This is a genomic window from Thermomonas carbonis, assembly GCF_014396975.1.
GTDB lineage: Bacteria > Pseudomonadota > Gammaproteobacteria > Xanthomonadales > Xanthomonadaceae > Thermomonas > Thermomonas carbonis.
The window spans coordinates 962,846-980,757 of the sequence record NZ_CP060719.1 but is presented as its reverse complement, the minus strand read 5'-3'; the positions used below and the strand labels follow the sequence as shown (position 1 = coordinate 980,757).

General features: G+C 68.8%; 20 protein-coding genes. 8 read left to right on the top strand and 12 right to left on the bottom strand.

Annotation, left to right across the window (positions count from 1 at the left end; all coding sequences use genetic code 11):
- Positions 1-48: 48 nt before the first annotated feature.
- Genes H9L16_RS04555 through rsmG form a run of 5 tightly spaced genes read right to left on the bottom strand, consistent with a single transcriptional unit; the run spans position 49 to position 3,596 of the window.
- Entirely contained in the window at positions 49-372 is a 324-nt protein-coding gene (locus H9L16_RS04555) for a lipid-A-disaccharide synthase N-terminal domain-containing protein (RefSeq protein ID WP_187554051.1), read from the bottom strand.
- A gap of 20 nt (positions 373-392) precedes the next feature.
- A complete protein-coding gene (locus H9L16_RS04550; protein WP_187553379.1) occupies positions 393-1,154 on the bottom strand; it encodes a glycosyltransferase family 2 protein in 762 nt (253 codons plus the stop codon).
- Positions 1,155-1,167: 13 nt separating this feature from the next.
- Complete coding sequence (locus tag H9L16_RS04545; protein WP_187553378.1) at positions 1,168-2,106, bottom strand: ParB/RepB/Spo0J family partition protein; 939 nt, start codon at positions 2,104-2,106, stop codon at positions 1,168-1,170.
- A complete protein-coding gene (locus tag H9L16_RS04540) occupies positions 2,103-2,897 on the bottom strand; it encodes a ParA family protein (protein WP_187553377.1) in 795 nt (264 codons plus the stop codon). The genes H9L16_RS04545 and H9L16_RS04540 overlap by 4 nt, the downstream gene beginning before the upstream one ends.
- 51 nt (positions 2,898-2,948) lie before the next feature.
- Positions 2,949-3,596, bottom strand: a complete 648-nt coding sequence (rsmG, locus tag H9L16_RS04535; protein ID WP_187553376.1) for a 16S rRNA (guanine(527)-N(7))-methyltransferase RsmG — start codon at positions 3,594-3,596, stop codon at positions 2,949-2,951.
- A gap of 183 nt (positions 3,597-3,779) precedes the next feature.
- On the opposite strand from rsmG, the gene H9L16_RS04530 reads away from it, so the two are divergent.
- The gene (locus tag H9L16_RS04530; protein WP_187553375.1) at positions 3,780-4,034 is read left to right on the top strand and encodes a GlsB/YeaQ/YmgE family stress response membrane protein; all 255 of its coding nucleotides are present in this window, start codon (positions 3,780-3,782) and stop codon (positions 4,032-4,034) included.
- 80 nt (positions 4,035-4,114) lie between these two features.
- On the opposite strand, the gene xth is transcribed toward H9L16_RS04530, so the two are convergent.
- Both xth and H9L16_RS04520 read right to left on the bottom strand, forming a co-directional pair.
- Complete coding sequence (gene xth / locus H9L16_RS04525; RefSeq protein WP_187553374.1) at positions 4,115-4,888, bottom strand: exodeoxyribonuclease III; 774 nt, start codon at positions 4,886-4,888, stop codon at positions 4,115-4,117.
- 7 nt (positions 4,889-4,895) lie between these two features.
- Positions 4,896-6,416 (bottom strand): coniferyl aldehyde dehydrogenase, encoded by a 1,521-nt coding sequence (locus tag H9L16_RS04520; protein WP_187553373.1) that lies wholly within the window; start codon positions 6,414-6,416, stop codon positions 4,896-4,898.
- A 47-nt stretch (positions 6,417-6,463) separates the two neighbouring features.
- Between H9L16_RS04520 and H9L16_RS04515 the strand changes: the two genes are divergently transcribed.
- Genes H9L16_RS04515 through H9L16_RS04485 form a run of 7 tightly spaced genes read left to right on the top strand, consistent with a single transcriptional unit; the run spans position 6,464 to position 13,676 of the window.
- Positions 6,464-7,018 (top strand): gamma carbonic anhydrase family protein, encoded by a 555-nt coding sequence (locus H9L16_RS04515; protein ID WP_187553372.1) that lies wholly within the window; start codon positions 6,464-6,466, stop codon positions 7,016-7,018.
- Positions 7,018-7,698, top strand: coding sequence for an RDD family protein (locus H9L16_RS04510; protein WP_187553371.1), 681 nt, complete (start codon positions 7,018-7,020; stop codon positions 7,696-7,698). Before H9L16_RS04515 ends, H9L16_RS04510 begins: the two co-directional genes overlap by 1 nt.
- 7 nt (positions 7,699-7,705) lie before the next feature.
- Complete coding sequence (locus tag H9L16_RS04505) at positions 7,706-8,695, top strand: stage II sporulation protein M (RefSeq protein ID WP_187554050.1); 990 nt, start codon at positions 7,706-7,708, stop codon at positions 8,693-8,695.
- Positions 8,685-10,271, top strand: a complete 1,587-nt coding sequence (locus H9L16_RS04500) for a DUF4129 domain-containing protein (protein WP_187553370.1) — start codon at positions 8,685-8,687, stop codon at positions 10,269-10,271. Before H9L16_RS04505 ends, H9L16_RS04500 begins: the two co-directional genes overlap by 11 nt.
- Positions 10,268-11,389 (top strand): DUF4350 domain-containing protein, encoded by a 1,122-nt coding sequence (locus tag H9L16_RS04495; protein ID WP_229796543.1) that lies wholly within the window; start codon positions 10,268-10,270, stop codon positions 11,387-11,389. Before H9L16_RS04500 ends, H9L16_RS04495 begins: the two co-directional genes overlap by 4 nt.
- Positions 11,386-12,378, top strand: coding sequence for an AAA family ATPase (locus H9L16_RS04490; RefSeq protein WP_187553368.1), 993 nt, complete (start codon positions 11,386-11,388; stop codon positions 12,376-12,378). The genes H9L16_RS04495 and H9L16_RS04490 overlap by 4 nt, the downstream gene beginning before the upstream one ends.
- A complete protein-coding gene (locus tag H9L16_RS04485; RefSeq protein ID WP_187553367.1) occupies positions 12,375-13,676 on the top strand; it encodes a DUF58 domain-containing protein in 1,302 nt (433 codons plus the stop codon). Before H9L16_RS04490 ends, H9L16_RS04485 begins: the two co-directional genes overlap by 4 nt.
- Positions 13,677-13,723: 47 nt before the next feature.
- On the opposite strand, the gene aroE is transcribed toward H9L16_RS04485, so the two are convergent.
- From aroE to H9L16_RS04460, 5 genes are all read right to left on the bottom strand, one after another.
- The gene (gene aroE, locus H9L16_RS04480) at positions 13,724-14,566 is read right to left on the bottom strand and encodes a shikimate dehydrogenase (protein WP_187553366.1); all 843 of its coding nucleotides are present in this window, start codon (positions 14,564-14,566) and stop codon (positions 13,724-13,726) included.
- 28 nt (positions 14,567-14,594) lie between these two features.
- Positions 14,595-15,602 (bottom strand): porphobilinogen synthase, encoded by a 1,008-nt coding sequence (gene hemB / locus H9L16_RS04475; RefSeq protein ID WP_223158173.1) that lies wholly within the window; start codon positions 15,600-15,602, stop codon positions 14,595-14,597.
- 134 nt (positions 15,603-15,736) lie between these two features.
- Entirely contained in the window at positions 15,737-15,985 is a 249-nt protein-coding gene (locus tag H9L16_RS04470; RefSeq protein WP_187553365.1) for a hypothetical protein, read from the bottom strand.
- Between the two features lie 48 nt (positions 15,986-16,033).
- The gene (locus tag H9L16_RS04465; protein ID WP_187553364.1) at positions 16,034-17,035 is read right to left on the bottom strand and encodes a chorismate transformation FkbO/Hyg5 family protein; all 1,002 of its coding nucleotides are present in this window, start codon (positions 17,033-17,035) and stop codon (positions 16,034-16,036) included.
- 38 nt (positions 17,036-17,073) lie between these two features.
- A complete protein-coding gene (locus H9L16_RS04460) occupies positions 17,074-17,901 on the bottom strand; it encodes a glycosyltransferase family 2 protein (protein WP_187553363.1) in 828 nt (275 codons plus the stop codon).
- Positions 17,902-17,912 lie beyond the last annotated feature (11 nt).

The following is a 17,912-nucleotide window of genomic DNA, read 5'->3' as shown; positions in this document are numbered from 1 at the left end:
CGTGCTTTGGTTCGTCATTCCAGCATTCGCCGGGATGACGAGCGAGGACTAATGCGCGTTACGGTCGCGATCCCAGCCGCGATGCTTGATGTCCAGGTAAAGGCTGTAGCAGGCGGTGAAGCTGGGGAACAGGTTCTGCAGGATGCCGACGGCGTCGTTCTTGCCGAAGATGAAATAGCTGAGCGTCATCAGGCTGCCGATGATGCTCATGTACCAGAACGCACGCGGGATCACCGGTTTGCCCTGGCGCTTGCTGGCGATGAACTGGACCAGCCAGCGACCGCCGAACATCAGCGCGCCGACCAGGCCGATCAGCTTCCACGGGCTCATGTGGATGCCGGTCCATTCCAGCCACGGAATGGCGGTGTTCATCACGTCCGGCGCGGACTCGATCACGGCGTCTTGCTCTCGAAAACCATCTCTTCGACGGCAGTGCGGCGGCTGCGCACGATCAGCCAGGCCACGCCGCGCAGGTCGCGGATGCCGACGATCGCGCGGTTGAGGTTGTTGTACTTGGACACACCGGCGGTGCGATGGCGATGGTTGACCGGCACGCTCACCGTCTTCCATCCCGCGCGTTGCATCAGCGCCGGCAGGTAGCGGTGCATGTGGTCGAAGTAGGGCAGGTCAAGGAAGGCATCGCGCTCGAACAGCTTGATCCCGCAGCCGGTGTCGGGCGTGTCGTCGCGCAACATGCGTGCGCGGATCGCGTTCGCCCACTTCGATGCCCAGCGCTTGCTGCCGCTGTCCTGGCGATTCACCCGCCAACCGGCGAACAGCTTGATCTCGGCTGCGGCGGCATCGCGTTGCGCCAGCAGTTTCGGGATGTCGGCCGGATCGTTCTGGCCGTCGCCGTCGAGGGTGGCGATCCACGACGCGCGCGCGGCCTTGACCCCGTTTCGCACGGCGGTGCTCTGCCCGGCATTGCTCAGGTGACGGATGACGCGCAGTTCCGGCACGCTCGCCTGCAGCTCCCGCAGGCGTTGCAGCGTGGCATCGCGCGAGGTGTCGTCGACGTAGACGATCTCGAATGCGATGTGCCCGCGCAACGCCTTGGTGATCTCGCCGATCAGCGGCGCGACGTTGTCTTCCTCGTTGTGGACCGGCACCACGACCGACAGTTGCGGGCTCTGACCATGAATGCTCGCGCTCATGCGTCGGGCGTTCTCAAGTCTTGTTGCGCAGGCGTTCCAGCACGCCGTCCAGCACGTCGAAGTCGGCGTAGTGGATGACCAGCTTGCCCTTCTTGCCGCGGCCCTGGACCACGTCCACGCGGCTGCCCAGGGTTTCCGACAGTTCGCGTTCCAGGGTGACGATGTCGGCCTGCGGCCTGGCCTTCGGTGCGGCCTTTTTCGGCGAGCTGGTGACCTTGCCGGACGCCAGTTGCTGCACGCGATGCTCGACTTCGCGAACCGACCAGCCGTGTTCGGCGGCCTGCTTCGCCAGCGAGATCGCCATCGGTGCGGCCAGCGGCAGCAATGCGCGGGCATGGCCCATTTCGATGGAGCCGGCCTGTACCAGCGCGCGGATCTCGTCCGGCAATTCGAGCAGGCGCAACAGGTTGCTGACGGCCGCGCGCGAACGGCCCACGGCTTCGGCGGCGGCGGCGTGGGTCAGGTCGAATTCGTCGATCAGCCGCTGCAGCGCCTGCGCTTCTTCCAGCGGATTGAGGTCTTCGCGCTGGATGTTCTCGATCAGCGCCATCGCCACCACGGTGCGGTCGTCGACCACCCGCACCACCACCGGCACTTCGGTCAGGCCCGCACGCTGCGAGGCGCGCCAGCGACGTTCGCCGGCGATGATTTCGTAGGTACGGCCGCCCTTGCCGTCGGCGCCGACGTGTTCGCGCACCACGATCGGCTGGATCACGCCCTGCGAGCGGATCGACGAGGCGAGTTCCTCCAGCTTGGCCTCGTCCATCGAACGCCGCGGCTGGTACTTGCCCGGCACCATCGCGTCGATCGGCAGGGTGCGCAGGGTGTCGCCCGGCATCGCCTGCATCGGAGGGGCTTCCGCAGCGGCCTTGGGGCCGAGCAACGCTTCCAGTCCGCGCCCGAGGCCGCGCTTCTTCGCCGCGCTTTTCGCGGGCTGGGTGCCGGCCGTCATGCCGCCTTCTCCTTGGATTTCTGCATGCGCTCGCGCTGCCGGCGCAAGAGCTCGCCCGCAAGCCCGAGATAGGCCACGCCGCCGCGGCTGGCCTTGTCGTAACCGATGATGCTCTGGCCATGGCTGGGCGCTTCGGCCAGGCGCACGTTGCGAGGAATGATCGTGCGGAACACGAGATCACCGAAGTGATTGGTGAGTTCGGCCGACACCGCGTTGGCCAGGTTGTTGCGCACGTCGAACATGGTCCGCAGCACGCCTTCGATTTCCAGCGCGGGATTGAGCCGGCCCTTCAGCGCATCGATGGTGTCGAGCAGCGCGCTCAAGCCTTCCAGCGCGTAGTACTCGCACTGCATCGGCACCAGCACCGCATCGCTGGCGGTGAGCGCATTGAGGGTCAGCAGGGACAGCGAGGGCGGGCAGTCGACGATCACGAAGTCGTAGCCGTCGCGCACGGTGTCCAGGGCCTGCTTGAGCTTCTGCTCGCGGCCGGCCATGTCCATCAACTGGATCTCGGCGGCGGTCAGGTCGATGTTGCCGGGCAACAGGTCGTAACCGTCGCCGCAACGCACGATCGCCTCGCGCGCCTGCGCTTCGCCCAGCATCACGTTGGTGATCGAGGTCTCGAGCTCGCGTTTCTCGATGCCGCTGCCCATGGTCGCGTTGCCTTGCGGGTCCAGGTCGACCAGCAGGACGCGCTTGGGTGTGCGCGCCAGCGCGGCGGCCAGGTTGACGGCGGTGGTGGTCTTGCCGACGCCGCCCTTCTGGTTGGCGATGGCGATGATGCGGGCCATGCGGCGTGGGTGTCCTTCGCGAGTCCGGCGCAGGAGACGCCGGGCGGTCGATTATGCCTCAGAGCCCGCCCGCACGACTTCGACGAGGTGGCGCTCGCCCACCAGCCCGGGCACCCGCAGCGGATGCACCGCGGCCAGCCGCCAGCCCCCGGGCAGGGCGGCGATCTCGTCGACGGGCAGCACACCCTTCATCGCCAGCAGGCGTCCGTCAGGTCCAGGCAGATGGCCGCCAAGTTGCAGGATCAGCGGCAGGGTGGCCAACGCACGTGCGGTGATGGCATCGAAGGTGGTGGCCGGCTTGAATGCCTCGATCCGCGATTCGGCCACCGTGGCATTGCCCAGCTTGAGCTGGCGAATCGCTTCGCGCAGGAAGCGCGCCTTCTTGCCGTTGCTCTCGACCAGGGTCACATGCAGCGAGGGCGTGGCGATCGCCAGCGGAATGCCGGGCAGGCCGGGACCGGTACCCAGGTCGGCCAGCGTGGCCAGCCCGCGCACGTATGGCTGCATCGCCAGCGAATCCAGCAAGTGTTTGGCGATCATCTCGCGCGGGTCGCGGACCGCGGTCAGGTTGTAGGTCGCGTTCCACAGCGCGAGCAGGGCCACGTAGTCGAGCAGCGGCGTGGCCAGTGCCGGATCCAGCCCCAGCGCGCCCAGGCCGGCTTCGAGTTCGGGCCGCAGCGCGGCGGTGTCATCGCTCATGCGCGGAGTATGCGGGCCTGCACGGCGTTCGTGCACCGTCGGCGGAAAGGCCGGCGATTGCAGACATCGCCGTCACGCAAGCGCGCGGAGACTACGCCCACCCCGAGCGCCCCACGTCGAGGGGCGCCGTGAAGTCCAACGACCTTTCCGCGTCATGTCCACATTTTCCAGGAGCCCAATACCATGAATTTCCTCATCTACCTGATCGTCGGCGGTATCGCAGGTTGGCTGGCCAGCATCATGATGAAGCGCGATGGCTCGCAGGGCATCATCCTCAACGTCATCGTCGGCATCATCGGCGGTTTCCTGGGCGGCTTCCTGCTGCCGATGGTCGGCCTGAGCTTCGGTGGCACCGTCGGCTTCCTGATCACCGCCTTCATCGGCGCGGTCGTGCTGCTGCTGATCGTCAACCTGTTCACCCGCGGTCGCGCGCGCTAAGCGCCGATCCACACATGGATGTGTGAGAAAAAGCCCGGCTTGCCGGGCTTTTTCTTTGCGCTTCAACCGGCGGCTGCAGATCAACCCGCCGCCAGTTGCACCCACGCCGGCGTGTGGTCGCTGGCGCGTTCCCAGGTGCGCGGCGTGCGGTCGATGCCGGCTTGCACGGCATCGGCCTTCAGCGCATCGGAGACCAGGGTCAGGTCGATGCGCAGTCCCAGATTGCGGCGGAATGCCGCCTGCCGGTAGTCCCACCAGCTGAAGATGCCGGCGTCGTCGTGGTGCAGGCGGAACGCATCGTGCAGGCCCAGGCCGAGCAGCCCGCGCAGCGCGTCGCGCTCGGCGGTGGAGGTGAGGATGTGGTCGTCGTTCCAGACAACAGGATCGTGCACGTCGCGGTCGTCCGGGGCGATGTTGAAATCGCCCATCACCACCAGTTTCGGATGCCGCTGCAGTTCATCGGCCACCCATGCGTGCACGGCATCGAGCCAGCGCAGCTTGTAGGCGTACTTGTCGGTGCCGATGTCCTGGCCGTTGACCACGTATAGGTTGACGATGCGCACGCCGTTGACCGTCGCGGCGATCGCCCGCGCCTGCACGTCGTCGAAGCCGGGAATGCCCAGTTGCACGTCGCCGATCGAATGCCGCGCCAGGATCGCCACGCCGTTGTAGGTCTTCTGGCCGATGAAGGCGCTGCGATAGCCGGCGGCCAGCAAGGCGTCCTCGGGGAACTTGTGGTCCTCGAGCTTGGTTTCCTGCAGGCCCACCACGTCCGGCGCGAAGTCCTGCAACCACTGCTGCAGGTGCGGCAGGCGCACGTTGAGGGAGTTGACGTTCCAGCTGGCGATTTTCATCCGGGCCTCAGCGCACGATCAGGTCGAGCAACCATTTCGCCTTCGAATACGGCGGCTTGAGCAGGTCGCCGCCGGTGCGCCGTGCCTGCCACAACACCGGCAATTGCTTGCTCATGGCATCGAAGCCGGCGCGGCCGTGGTACGCGCCCATCCCGCTCGGCCCCACGCCGCCGAACGGCAGGTCGGTGATCGCGAAATGGAACAGGGTGTCGTTGACCGAGACGCCGCCGGCCAGGGTGTGGTGCAGGATCTTCTCGACCACGGCGTTGTCGTGGCTGAAGGGATACAGCGCCAGCGGTCGGTCGTGCGCGTTGATGTAGGCGATTGCGTCATCGAGCGTGCGGTAACTCTTGATCGACAGCAGCGGCCCGAAGATTTCCTCCTGCATCACCGTGGCATCGTCGCCCGGATCCAGCAGCAATGTAGGCGGCATGATCCGTTGCGCGGGATCGGCATGGCCGGCGAGCGTCACCTTCTCGATGCCGCGCTGCTTGGCATCGTCCAGGTAGCCCTTGAGCCGTGCGTACTGGCCGTCGTTGATGATGCGGGTGTAGTCGCCGACGTTCTCGAAGTGCTCGCCGTAGCGTGCGATCACTTCGGCCCGCAGCGCCTTGACCAGCGCGTCGCGCTTGCCCTTCGGCACCAGCACGTAATCCGGGGCGATGCAGGTCTGCCCGCCGTTGAACCACTTGCCGGTGGCGATGCGTGCGGCGGCGCGTTCGATCGGGTAGTCGTCGGCGATCAGTGCCGGCGACTTGCCGCCCAGTTCCAGGGTCAACGGGGTCAGGTTCGGCGCGGCTGCGGCCATCACCTTGCGACCGACCGCAGTAGAGCCGGTAAAGACCAGATGGTCGAACGGCAATCCCGCGAAGGCCGCGCCGATCTCCGCCCCGCCGGTCGCCACCGCGACGCGATCGGGCGGGAAGACTTCGGCCAGCAGTTCGCGCAGGAACTGGCTGGTCTTCGGCGTGTGCTCGGACGGCTTCAGGTACACGTGGTTGCCGGCGGCGATCGCGGTGGCCAACGGGATCAGCGACAGGTTGACCGGGTAGTTCCACGGCGCGATCACCCCGACCACGCCGACCGGCGAGGGCCGCAGCTGCGCGCGCGCCGGCAGGAAGCGCCAGCCCACGCCGATGCGCTTGGGCTTCATCCAGCCGCGAAGATGCTTGATCAGATGGTCGATGTCGTTCAGCACGGTCATGCCGTCGGCGATCACGCTCTCCTCGCGCGAGCGATGGCCGAAGTCGGCGGCGATGGTGGTGGCCATCGCATCGAGCTTGCGCTTCAACGCATCGCGAAGGCGTTGCAGGTCGGCGTGCCGCTGGGCGTGGTCCGGTTTGTTCGCCTGCCAGGCATCGCGCAGGCGTTGCAACGTGGGCGCGAGGTCTGTCGCGGCGGTATCCGCGCCGCGGTGCGGCGTGCTGCTGCCCGCGCTGCCCGATCCCTGCTGGCGCGCTGCACCCGCGATGGCGGCGTTGGCGGCGGTGATGGCCGCATTCGCGGCAATGGTGGCGGCGGTATTCATGCGGCGAGTGTAGACCGGCACCGCGGGCGTGGCCGCTAGAATGGGCCATGACCTCGAACACGCCCGTGCTGCGCCCGTATCGCGACATCCTGCCGACCGTGGGCCAGCGCGCCTATGTCGATCCCGCCGCGACCGTGATCGGCGACGTGGTGCTGGGCGATGACGTGTCGATCTGGCCCGGCACGATCGTCCGCGGCGATGTGAATTTCATCCGCATCGGCGCGCGCACCAATGTGCAGGACGGCAGCGTGATCCACGTCAGCCACGACGGCCCGCACGCCAAGCTCGGCGGCTTTGCCACGGTGATCGGCGAGGATGTGACCATCGGCCACAAGGCGATCATCCACGCCTGCCGGATCGAGGACGCGGTGCTGATCGGCATGGGCGCGATCGTGCTGGATGGCGCGGTGGTGAAGAAGCATGGCTTCGTCGGTGCCGGCGCGCTCATCGCCCCCGGAAAAGTGGTCGGCGAGGGCGAACTCTGGCTGGGCAACCCGGGCAAGAAAGTCCGCATGCTCAGTGATGCCGAGATCGAAGCGCTGTACTACAGCGCCGGGCACTACGTGCGCCTGAAGGACCACTACCTGACCGCGCACGCCTGATGCTGGATACCGTCCGCGAGGTGCATACGCCCGAAGGCGTGGCGCTGCGGCTGCCGGCGGCGGGGCCGGTGCCGCGCGCGCTGGCGTGGCTGATCGACTTCGGCATTCGCATGGGGTTGCTGCTGGCGGCGTCGATGGTGCTGGGCGCGTTCGACAAGGCCGGCATGGGCGTTTACCTGCTGATCCTGTTCGCCCTGTTCTGGCTGTATCCGATCCTGTGCGAGGGCCTGTTCGACGGACAGACGCCGGGCAAGCGCGCGCTGGACCTGCGGGTGGTCTCCAGCGACGGCGCGCCGGTGGGCTGGCTGGCCGCGTGCGTGCGCAATTTGATGCGCACGGTGGACATGCTGCCGTTCGGTTACGCCTGCGGCCTGGTGAGCGGGCTGTTCGATCCGTGGGGACGGCGGCTGGGCGACCTGGTTGCCGGCACCATGGTCGTGCACGTGCCGAAGTCCCGCCCGTTGTCGGTCATGGCCGCCGACGGCGTGATGGCACCGGTGCTGCCGTTGCGCCCGGAGGAACAGGCGGCGATCGTCGCCTTTGCCGAGCGCGCGCCGCGGTTGACACCGGAGCGCCAGCAGGAGCTGGCCGACATCGCCGCGCCCGCCACCGGCGCGCAGGGTGGCGAGGGCGTGCACCGGCTGGCCGGCATCGCCCATTGGCTGCTCGGGAAGCGCTGAGGCGATGATCCGGCAGGAACACTTCATCGTCCGCCACGAGGCCGAATGGCAGGCCTTCGAGCAATGGCTGGATGCACGCGGCGCGCGGCCGCGGCGTGCGCGCGCCGATCGCAGCTGGCGTGGACTGGCGGACGAAGACGTGCCGGCGGCGTATCGCCGCGTCTGCCAGCAACTGGGCCTGGCCCGTCGCCGCGGCTACAGCCCGCAACTGGTCGCGCGCCTGCAGGAACTGATGCAGCGTGGCCATGCGCTGATGTACCGGCCGCCGCTGCCGCGTTGGCAGCGCGCGTTCGAGTTTTTCGCGGCCGACATGCCGCGGCTGGTGCGTGCGGAAGCCGGGGTGATGTGGGCCGCGCTGGCGCTGTTCGCGATCCCGCTGGTGGCCAGCTTCATCGGCGTGCAGGTCAAGCCGGAACTGATCCACACCCTGATGGGCGCGCAGCAGGTAGCGGAGATGGAGGCGATGTACGACCCGGCCAAGGCCACGCTGGGGCGCGCCGCCGAGTCCGACCTGATGATGTTCGGCTACTACATCTTCAACAACATCAGCATCGGCCTGCGCACCTTTGCCAGCGGCCTGCTGGCCGGCGTGGGTCCGGCGCTGGCGCTGTCCTTCAACGGGGTGTTCATCGGCGGCGTGGCCGGGCACCTGCAGGCGACCGGACATGGCGATCCGTTCTGGCGCTTCGTCGCCGGGCATTCCGCGTTCGAGCTCAGCGCGATCGTGATCGCCGGTGGCGCGGGCCTGCGGCTGGGCCTGGACCTGATCGCGCCCGGTCGCCGTCGCCGCGTGGATGCGCTGGTCGAGGGCGGCCGTCGCGGCGCGCGGCTGTGCCTGGGCGTGTTCGCGATGCTGCTGGCCGCGGCTTTCATCGAGGCGTTCTGGTCGTCGATCGGCTGGATCCCGGCCTGGGGCAAGTATTCGGTGGGCGGCGCGCTGTGGGCGCTGGTGATCGCGTGGCTGTGGTTCGGCGGGAGGGACCGGCATGCGCCTTGACCAGCCGCGGGTGGAATTGCGCCCGCGCTCGCCTTGGGAGGCGATGGAGCTGGGCACCGCGCTGGTGCGCACGCATGCGCGGGCCATCTGGTTGCCGTGGCTGCTGGTGACCCTGCCGGTGTTCGCGGTGGTGAACGCGATCGGCTGGTTCACCGGGTTGTTGCCGTGGATGGGACTGGCGATGTGGTGGCTGAAGCCGGTGTTCGACCGGATCCCGCTGTTCGTACTGTCGCAGTCGCTGTTCGGCGAAGCCCCCGGCGTGCGCGCGACCCTGGCCGCGCAACGCACATGGGCCTGGCGGGCGATGCCGGCCTACCTGACCTGGCGGCGGCTGGGACCGACCCGCGCGCTGTACCTGCCGGTCGACCTGCTCGAAGGCGGCGCCAATCCCGGCCCGCGACGACGGGTGATCGGCGGTTCGGTGCGCGGCACCGCCTTCCTGTCGACTCTGGTGTGCATCGGGTTCGAGGCCGCGCTGCTGTTCGGCGCGTACGCACTGGTGATGGTGTTCGTGCCGGTCGAATTCATGTCGGAATCGGCGCGGGCCATGTGGGCGCTGCTGACCGAGGAACCGCCGCCGTGGGTGCACCTGGCCGGCAATGCGGTGGCGTGGCTGGCGGTCAGCCTGATCGAGCCGTTCTACGTGGGTGCAGGTTTCGGCCTGTACCTGGACCGGCGCACCCAGATCGAAGGCTGGGATATCGAAATCGCGTTCCGGCGGATGCGTCGTCGCCTGCAGGCGCTGCTGCCGTTGTTGCTGGTGGCCTGCGTGCTGGGCCTGTCGATGCCGAAGGCCGCACAGGCGCAGCAGGCGCCGACCACGCCGGCTGATGCCGCACCCACGCCCACACCAAAGCACGCGCCCAAGCCAGCAGCCAAGACCGACAACAAGAAGTCCAGCGCCACCCAGCCGCCCACGCTGCCGATGGTGTTCCCGCAGGTGCAGGATCCGGCCCGCTTCGACAAGGCGGTCGAACGCGCGTATGCCGATCCGTTGCTGTCGCCGAAGCGCACCGACAAGCACTGGGAGCGACGCAAGCCGGCGAAGCCCGGCGAGCCGCGCAAACCGGGCAAGTTCCCGGCCATCTTCGGCAAGATCATCGCGGCGATCGGCGAATACGGGCTGTGGTTGCTGGCGGCCTTGCTGGTCGGCCTGGTCGTGGTCAGCCATCGGCAGTGGTGGCCGTGGCTGCGCGGGATCGCGCCGCCGCCGCGCAGTGCGGCCACGCCGGTGGCCAGCGAACCGCATCTCTCGCCAGATGCATTGCCGGACGACATCGCAGGGGCCGCGCGCCAGCTCTGGCAGGACGGCCGCAAGCGTCGCGCATTGGCGCTGCTGTATCGCGCCAGCGTGGCCGGCATGGTCGCGCGCACCGGCGCGGTGCTGGTGCCGGGCGCCACCGAGGCCGAATGCCTGCGCGCCGCGCGCGGCCTGCGCGACCAGGAGGACCGCGATGCCTTCGGCCGGATGGTCCGCGTGTGGCAGTACGCGGCCTATGCCGAGCGTTTGCCGGATGACGGTGATTTCGAGGGCCTGCTGGCGGGCCTGGGCGGGCGCTTCGGGTGGGCCGCATGAGCCGCACACGCACCGCGTTGCCGTGGTTGCTGGCGCTCGCCATCATCGCCGCCGGCGTGGCCTGGTTCCTGGTCACCCACCACCGCGTGGAGACGACCATCCCGCTGCCGCCACGCGGCGAGGCCAGCTACAACCCGCTGTACGGGCTCAAGCTGGCCCTGCGCGCCGAGGGACAACGCGTGGAATCGCGCCAGCGCCTGCAACTGGACGAGATGGCCCTGGCCGCCGGCGACACCCTGCTGGTCTACAGCGATCCGCGTTTGCTCGGTTACGACCAGTTGGAAGCGCTGTTCCGGTTCGCTGAAGACGGCGGGCATCTGGTGCTGCGGCTGCCGTCGTGGCAACCGGAAGAATCCTTTGCCGGCGACCTGGCGGACTGGCTGCCGATCGAACCGGAACTGCTCGATCCGCATTGCATGGATCTGTTCGTGCCCCGCCAGGACGACCACGTGGAGTTCTGCCGCGCGCCGCGTTTCGAACTGGCCGAGGACGCCGAGGTCTCCGCGGCCTGGCGTACCCGCGACGGCCACCACGTGTTCGCGCGTTTCCCGTATGGCGACGGCAGCGTCGACCTGCTCGGCGACATGGACATGATCGACAACAGCAGCCTGGACGAAGGCCCGCACCTGGCCTTCGCCCGCCAGTTGCTGGCACCGAACTGGGGCAAGGGCCGCTTCCATCTGGTGTATGCCGCGGACATGCCGCCGCTGTGGCGCTGGCTGCTGACGCATGCGTGGGCGTTCCTGCTGCCGCTGCTGCTGGCATTGCTGGCCTGGTTGTGGATGCGCATGCAGCGCTTCGGTCCGCTGCAGCCATCGCCGATGCCGCCGCGACGCTCGCTGCTGGAGCATGTCGAGGCCAGCGGCGAGCAACTGCTGCGCTACGGCAAGCTGGGCGTGCTGCATCGCGCGCTGCGCGATGCCGTGCTGGCCCATCTGCGTCGCCGCGACCCGCTCGCCGCCGCGCAGGACGGCGAGACCCAGGCGTCCCTGCTGGCAGCGCGCATCGAGCTTCCTGCCGCGCAGGTGCGCGCCACCCTGGATACGCGTCCGCCGGTGGACACCAATGAATTCCGTCATCGCATTGCCCGCCTGATCGACCTGAGGAAACGCTTATGAGCATCGACATCGCCCCGTCCATCGCACCGCTCGTCGGCGAGGCGCTGGGCGAACGCGCCAGCGCGATCCGCGCCGAAGTCGGCAAGGCCTTCATCGGCCAGGAGGACACCCTCGACCAGGTGATGGTGGCGCTGCTCGCCGGCGGCCATGTGTTGCTGGAAGGCGTGCCCGGGCTGGGCAAGACCCTGCTGGTGCGCGCGTTGTCGCAGGCGCTGGGCTGCGCGCACGCGCGCGTGCAGTTCACTCCCGACCTGATGCCCAGCGACATCAGCGGCCATGCCGTGTTCGACCCCAAGCTGGAACGCTTCGAGGTGCGCAGGGGCCCGGTGTTCACCAACATCCTGCTGGCCGACGAGATCAATCGCGCGCCGGCCAAGACCCAGTCCGCGTTGCTGGAAGCGATGCAGGAAGGCCAGGTGACCATCGAAGGCAAAAGCTTCCCGCTGCCGCCGCCGTTCCTGTGTCTGGCGACGCAGAATCCGTTGGAGCTGGAAGGCACCTATCCGTTGCCGGAGGCGCAGCTCGACCGCTTCCTGCTGAAGGTATTGATCGGTTACCCCAGTCTGGCGGACGAGACGCGGATGGTCGCCGCGGTCAGCGAGGGTCGCATGGCCTCGGACTTCGACCTCGGCCAGGTACAGCGCGTCGCCAGCCATGACGAGGTGCTGGGCATGCAGCTCGGCACTGCGCTGGTGCGGGTGGATGCGGCGGTGCTCGACTACGCGGTGCGGATCGCCGCGGCCACGCGCAAATGGCCAGGTATTTCGCTGGGTGCGGGCCCGCGCGGCAGCATCGGGCTGGTGCGTGCCGCGCGTGCGCAGGCGGTGCTGGGCGGGCGCGACTTCGTCACCCCGGACGACCTGCGCGAGATCGCCAAGCCGGTGCTGCGCCATCGCGTGTCGCTGGCACCGGAACTGCAGATCGAGGGCCAGTCGACCGACGATGTGTTGCATGCGTTGCTGGCCAAGGTGGACGCGCCGCGTCAGTGAGGCCGACGCTGCCCCTGGTGCTGTGCTGCGTGGGATGGGCCTTGCTGGGTCTGGCGACCAGTTTCCGCGTGCTGCCGGTGGCGGCATGGTGGGCGGCCGGCGCGTCGCTGTTGCTGGTCGCCCTGGTCGATGCCGCGCGCATCGTCCGCCAGCCGATGCCGGAGATGACGCGCAGCCTGCCGGACGCGTTGCCGCTGGGCGTGGAGCGCAACGTGACCCTGGTGCTGGATGCCGGCGCGCGTGCGCAGCGGGTCGATGTGCACGACCTGCATCCGGTCGGCTGGATCGCCACCGGCTTGCCGCGCCGGTTGCAGCTGGCGGCCGACGCCAGCACGCGCTTCGACTACGGGTTGCGGCCGACCGAACGCGGCGATGCGCGCTTCGAGGGCGTGCACCTGCGCCTGCATTCGCCGTGGCGCTTGTGGACGCGCGCGCGCGTGGTCGGTGCGGAACGCACGGTGCGGGTGTATCCGGATTTCGCGCCGCTGGCGCGGCTGGCCTTGCTGGGTGCGGAAACCGCCTCGCGCGCGGTCGGCGCGCACGTGAAGCGGCGTCGCGGCGAAGGCACCGACTTCCACCAGATGCGCGACTACCGGGTCGGCGACAGCCTGCGCCAGGTCGACTGGAAGGCCACCGCGCGCATGCGCCGGCTGATCTCGCGCGAATACCAGGACGAACGCAACCAGCACCTGCTGATGGTGATCGACACCGGCCGCCGGATGCTCGCCCGCGACGGCGACCTCAGCCATTTCGACCATGTCCTCAACGCCGCGTTGGTGGTGTCCTACCTGGCCCTGCGCCAGGGCGACGCGGTGGGCCTGCTGGCCAGCGGCGGCGAGCGTCGCTGGGTCGCCCCGCAGCGCGGGATGGGCGCGATCGACGTGTTCCTGCGCAGCACTTATGACCTGCAGCCACGGCCAGTGGCGACCGACTATCTCGCTGCCGCCACCGAACTGTCGCAGCGGCATCGCCGGCGCAGTCTGGTGATGCTGGTCACCAACCTGCGCGACGAGGACAGCGACGATCTGCTGGGCGCGGTGCGCGTGCTCCAGCAGCGCCACCACGTGGTGGTCGCCAGCCTGCGCGAGGAAGCCCTGGACGCCGTACTGGACGAGGACGTACGCGACCTGCGCGGCGCATTGCGCGCGAGTGCGGCGGCCCGCTACATCGCCCAGCGCACCGCCGTGCACGATGCCCTGCGCTCGCATCGAGTCGGTGTGCTCGACGTGACCTGCGAGCAATTGCCCGGCGCGCTGGTGGAGCGCTACCTGGCGGTCAAGCGCGACGGCTTGCTGTAAGACGATTCTTGCAAGACGACATGCTGCAGCAGGCGGCTCGACCGCTTTCAGTCGGCGGTGACCAGCGAATCGGTATGCGCGCGCAGGTCGGCGTACACGAGGTCGGTGTCCGGGCGCACGCCGTGCCAGACCTCGAAACTCCCGGCGGCCTGTTCGACCAGCATGCCGAGCCCGTCGATCGCGTCATGGCAGCGGTTCGCCCGCGCCCAGGCGAGGAACGGGATCGCCGCCTCGCCGTAGCTCAGGTCGACCGCGGCGGTGCGACGACCGACCATCGACATCGGCAAATGCGGCAGTTCGCCGCCGCGGGTGGCCGATGTCGCGTTGACGATCAGGTCGAATTCGCCCAGCGCGGGCAGGTCGTCCAGATAGCGCGCATGCACGCGCTTCGGATCGCCGAGCAGGTCGGCCAGCGCGTCGGCGTTCTGTGCCGTGCGATTGACGATGTACAGCGCATCGATGCCGGCATCCAGCAGGGTCGGCGCGATCCCGCGCGCCGCGCCGCCCGCACCGAGCATCAACGTCCGGCGTCCGCGCAGATCCAGTCCGTTGCGTTGCGTGAGGTCGCGCAGCAGGCCCGCGCCATCGGTGTTGTCGCCGCGCCAGCCATCGCCATCGCGCAGCAGCGTGTTGACTGCACCGGCGCGAAGCGCCCGCTCGCTCGTGTTGCTGCACAAGGCGAATGCGGATTCCTTCAGCGGCAGGGTGACATTGGCACCGTGGCCGCCGTTGTCGGCGAACGCGGCCAGATGCATTGCGAAATCGTCATGGCCAGCCTCGATCGCCACGTAATCCAGCGCGATCCCGGTCTGCCTGGCGAAGGCTGCGTGGATGCGCGGCGACAGCGAGTGCGCGATCGGCGTGCCGAAGACGGCGAAGTGCCTGCTCATCGAAGACTCCATCGGGTCGGAAATGCCGTCAACGCGTTTCCCGCAACCAGCGTGCGGCGTCCAGCGCGAAGTAGGTGAGGATGCCGTCCGCGCCGGCGCGCTTGAACGCCAGCAGCGACTCCATCGCCACCGCTCGTTCGTCCAGCCAGCCGTTCTGCGCGGCCGCCTTGATCATCGCGTACTCGCCACTCACCTGGTACACGTAGGTCGGGCGGCGGAACTGCTGCTTCACCCGATACACGATGTCCAGATACGGCAGGCCCGGCTTCACCATCACCATGTCCGCGCCCTCGGCCAGGTCCAGCCCGACTTCGTGCAGGGCCTCGTCTGAATTCGCGGGATCCATCTGGTAGCTGTACTTGTTGCCTTTGCCCAGGCTGGCGGCGCTGCCCACCGCGCTGCGGAACGGGCCGTAGAACGCGCTGGCGTACTTGGCGCTGTAGGCCATGATCCGGGTATGGATGAAGCCCGCGGCTTCCAGCGCGGCGCGGATCGCGCCGATGCGCCCGTCCATCATGTCGCTGGGCGAAAGAATGTCGGCACCGGCTGCAGCGTGCGACAGCGACTGCTTCACCAGTGCTTCGATGGTTTCGTCGTTGAGGATGTAGCCGCTCTCGTCGATCAGCCCGTCCTGGCCGTGCGTGGTGTACGGATCCAGCGCCTGGTCGCTCATCACCCCGAGTTCGGGGAAGCGCGCCTTCAGTGCGCGGATCGCGCGCTGGATGATGCCGTCCTCGGCCCAGGCGATGCGCCCGTCGGCGGTCTTCGCCGATGCCTCCGGCACCCCGAACAAGTCCAGCACCGGCACGCCGAGCTCCAGCGCCTGTTCGCCGACCTTCAGCAATTCCTCGATCGACAGCCGATCCACGCCCGGCATCGAGGCCACCGGCACGCGGCCCTGGCCCTCGTGCACGAATACCGGATAGATCAGGTCGTTCGCCGTGAGCACGTGCTCGCGCATCAGCCGGCGCGAGAACTCGTCGTGGCGCATCCGTCGCGGACGGATCGGGAAGTGTCTGGCGGGTGTCGTGGTCATGCGCATCAGTTTACGCCGGCCAAAAAAAACCGGCGCCCGAAGACGCCGGTCGGGATGTTGCATCATCGACCGATCGGGTTCGCGCCAAATCCGAATGCATCGGACATTCACAAGCGCGAGATTGTGCGTCGGCTTCAGATCAAGCCGCCGCCCAGACCCAGTCGCCAGGTCGCGACCACGATGACCACGCAATTGAGCACCAAGCCGGTCTTGGCGCGGCCACGCTTGCCGGCCGAAGTGACGGCCATGCCGATGGCGGCAACGATCGCGCCGATCGCGGCGAACGGGATCAGCAGCCAGTTGGTGATGCCGACCAGCGGGATCAGCGCCAGCACCATCCATACCATCGCCACGATGCCCCACAGGATGCTGATCAGTCCCATCGCGATGCGTCTCCGGTTGTGTCGCGTTGCCCTGCAAGGGCGGATGGCTCAAGCATGCACGCCGTCGATCTCGACCGCCAGCTCGCGCCGGCAGACGTGGCCGTGCAGCAACAGCGTGGGTACGCCGGGCAGGCGTTGCCGCAAGAGTGCATCGACTGCCGGCAGGGCGTCGGCGTCGCGCACGTAGACCTTCAGGCGAGTGCCGTTGCCGGGGCGATCCGGCACGTCGGGCCGGATTGCGCGCGCGCGCTCGACCAGGCTGCCCAGATTGGCCAGCACTTCCTCGAATTGCGCCTCGAGCGAGTCGCCGTGCAGCGAGGCATGGCCGACCACCGCCGCGGTGCCGGACACCAGCAGCGGCATGGCCGCCGACGCCGGCAGCATCGCGCGGGCGAAGCCGGGGGCTTGCGGGCCGTATTGGCGCGGATAGCGCCAGGCCTGCACCTGCCGCGGGTTCTCCAGCGGGCTGCCGGGTGTTTTCGCCGCCAGCCAGTACAGCTGCAACCGTCCGGTGGCCTGCGGATGGCCGATCGCGGTGGCGGCCGGCAATTCCGCGGGTCCCAGCACGCGACCGATGCCGCGTGCGCGGCCCACGCAGAAGCGTCGATAGCGTTCCTCGTCGCCTTCGCCGGCGGTGATCGCGTCGAGGTAATTCCAGATCCGCAGTGGATGCGGATAGTCGCCGGCGGCCAGCCAGGCCTGCAGGCGCGCGTAGGCCTGTTCGGCGGCCTGTTCGATGTCGCCGTCGCCGGCATCGGCCACGTCCAGCGCGCCGAACTGCAGGTGACCGTCCTCGCTCCAGGCGATGTCGTCGCTGCGGCCATCGCGGACCTCGTCTTGCACCCGCCAGCATTCGAATGGCGCGCCGCCATGCACGGGCAGGTTTACCCGCAGATAGCGCGGATCCGCGTGCGTCGCCGGGGCCTGGTCACCGAAGCCGAACACCGCCAGCAGCCGCCGATCGGCCAGCACGGCCTCCAGCGGATCGTGCCGATAGTCCACGGCGAGCGTGGCGGCAGCGTGCGGCAGGGGCTCGGGAAGTGATGGCATCGGGGCGCGGATCATAACGCGCAGGCCGCCGCCGCCGGTCAGCGTGGCTGCGCCGCATGCGCGTCGGTGGCGAACTCGCCTGCCGGATCGTCGATCACCGGCGGGTGCGCGCGGACGCGCCGGTGGACCTGCCACAAGCCGCCGCGGCGCACGCACTGCAGGACGATATGGCTGGTGATCCGCCACAGGTCGCGGAGCGGGCGGAAGTGACTGGGGCGGAAATCCGGTGCCGCGTGAACCAGGTTGTAGCGGGCTTCGATCGGGATCGACACGCATCGCGTGCCGAGTCCCTGCGCGGCCGACATCACCACCTGCGCCTCGAACACGAAGTCCTCGCCGGGCACGCCGGTGCAGGCCAGCCGGCAGACCTCGGCCGGATACAGGCGCTGCCCGCTCTGGCTGTCGGCGACCTGGTAGCCGGTGCCCCAGGCGATGCCCCAGTCGCCGAATTCGTTGGCCAGTCGCCGGTACAGCGGCTGGTTGGCACGCTTGCGCAGGCGCGCGCCGATCACGATCCAGCCCGGGCGGCGGTTGGCCGCGGCGAGCAGGCGGGGGATGTCGTCGGCACTGTGCTGGCCGTCGCCGTCCATCGTCACCACCGCGTCCAGGCCGCGACGCAAGGCCTCGGCGAACCCCGTGCGCAGGCCGGCGCCCTTGCCCATGCGGGTTGCATGGCGCAACAGCACGACCGGCAGGTCGGCGATGGCGTCCGCGGTGCCGTCATCGGAGCCGTCGTCGACCACGATCACGTTCGGGCAGTGGTGCAGCGCGCCTTGGACCACGCCCCGGATGCGCAGTGCTTCGTTGAGGGCCGGGACGACCACGGCGATCCGCCCGGGGGTCAGCGGCTGGGGCTGGTCGTTCATGCGTGGAATTA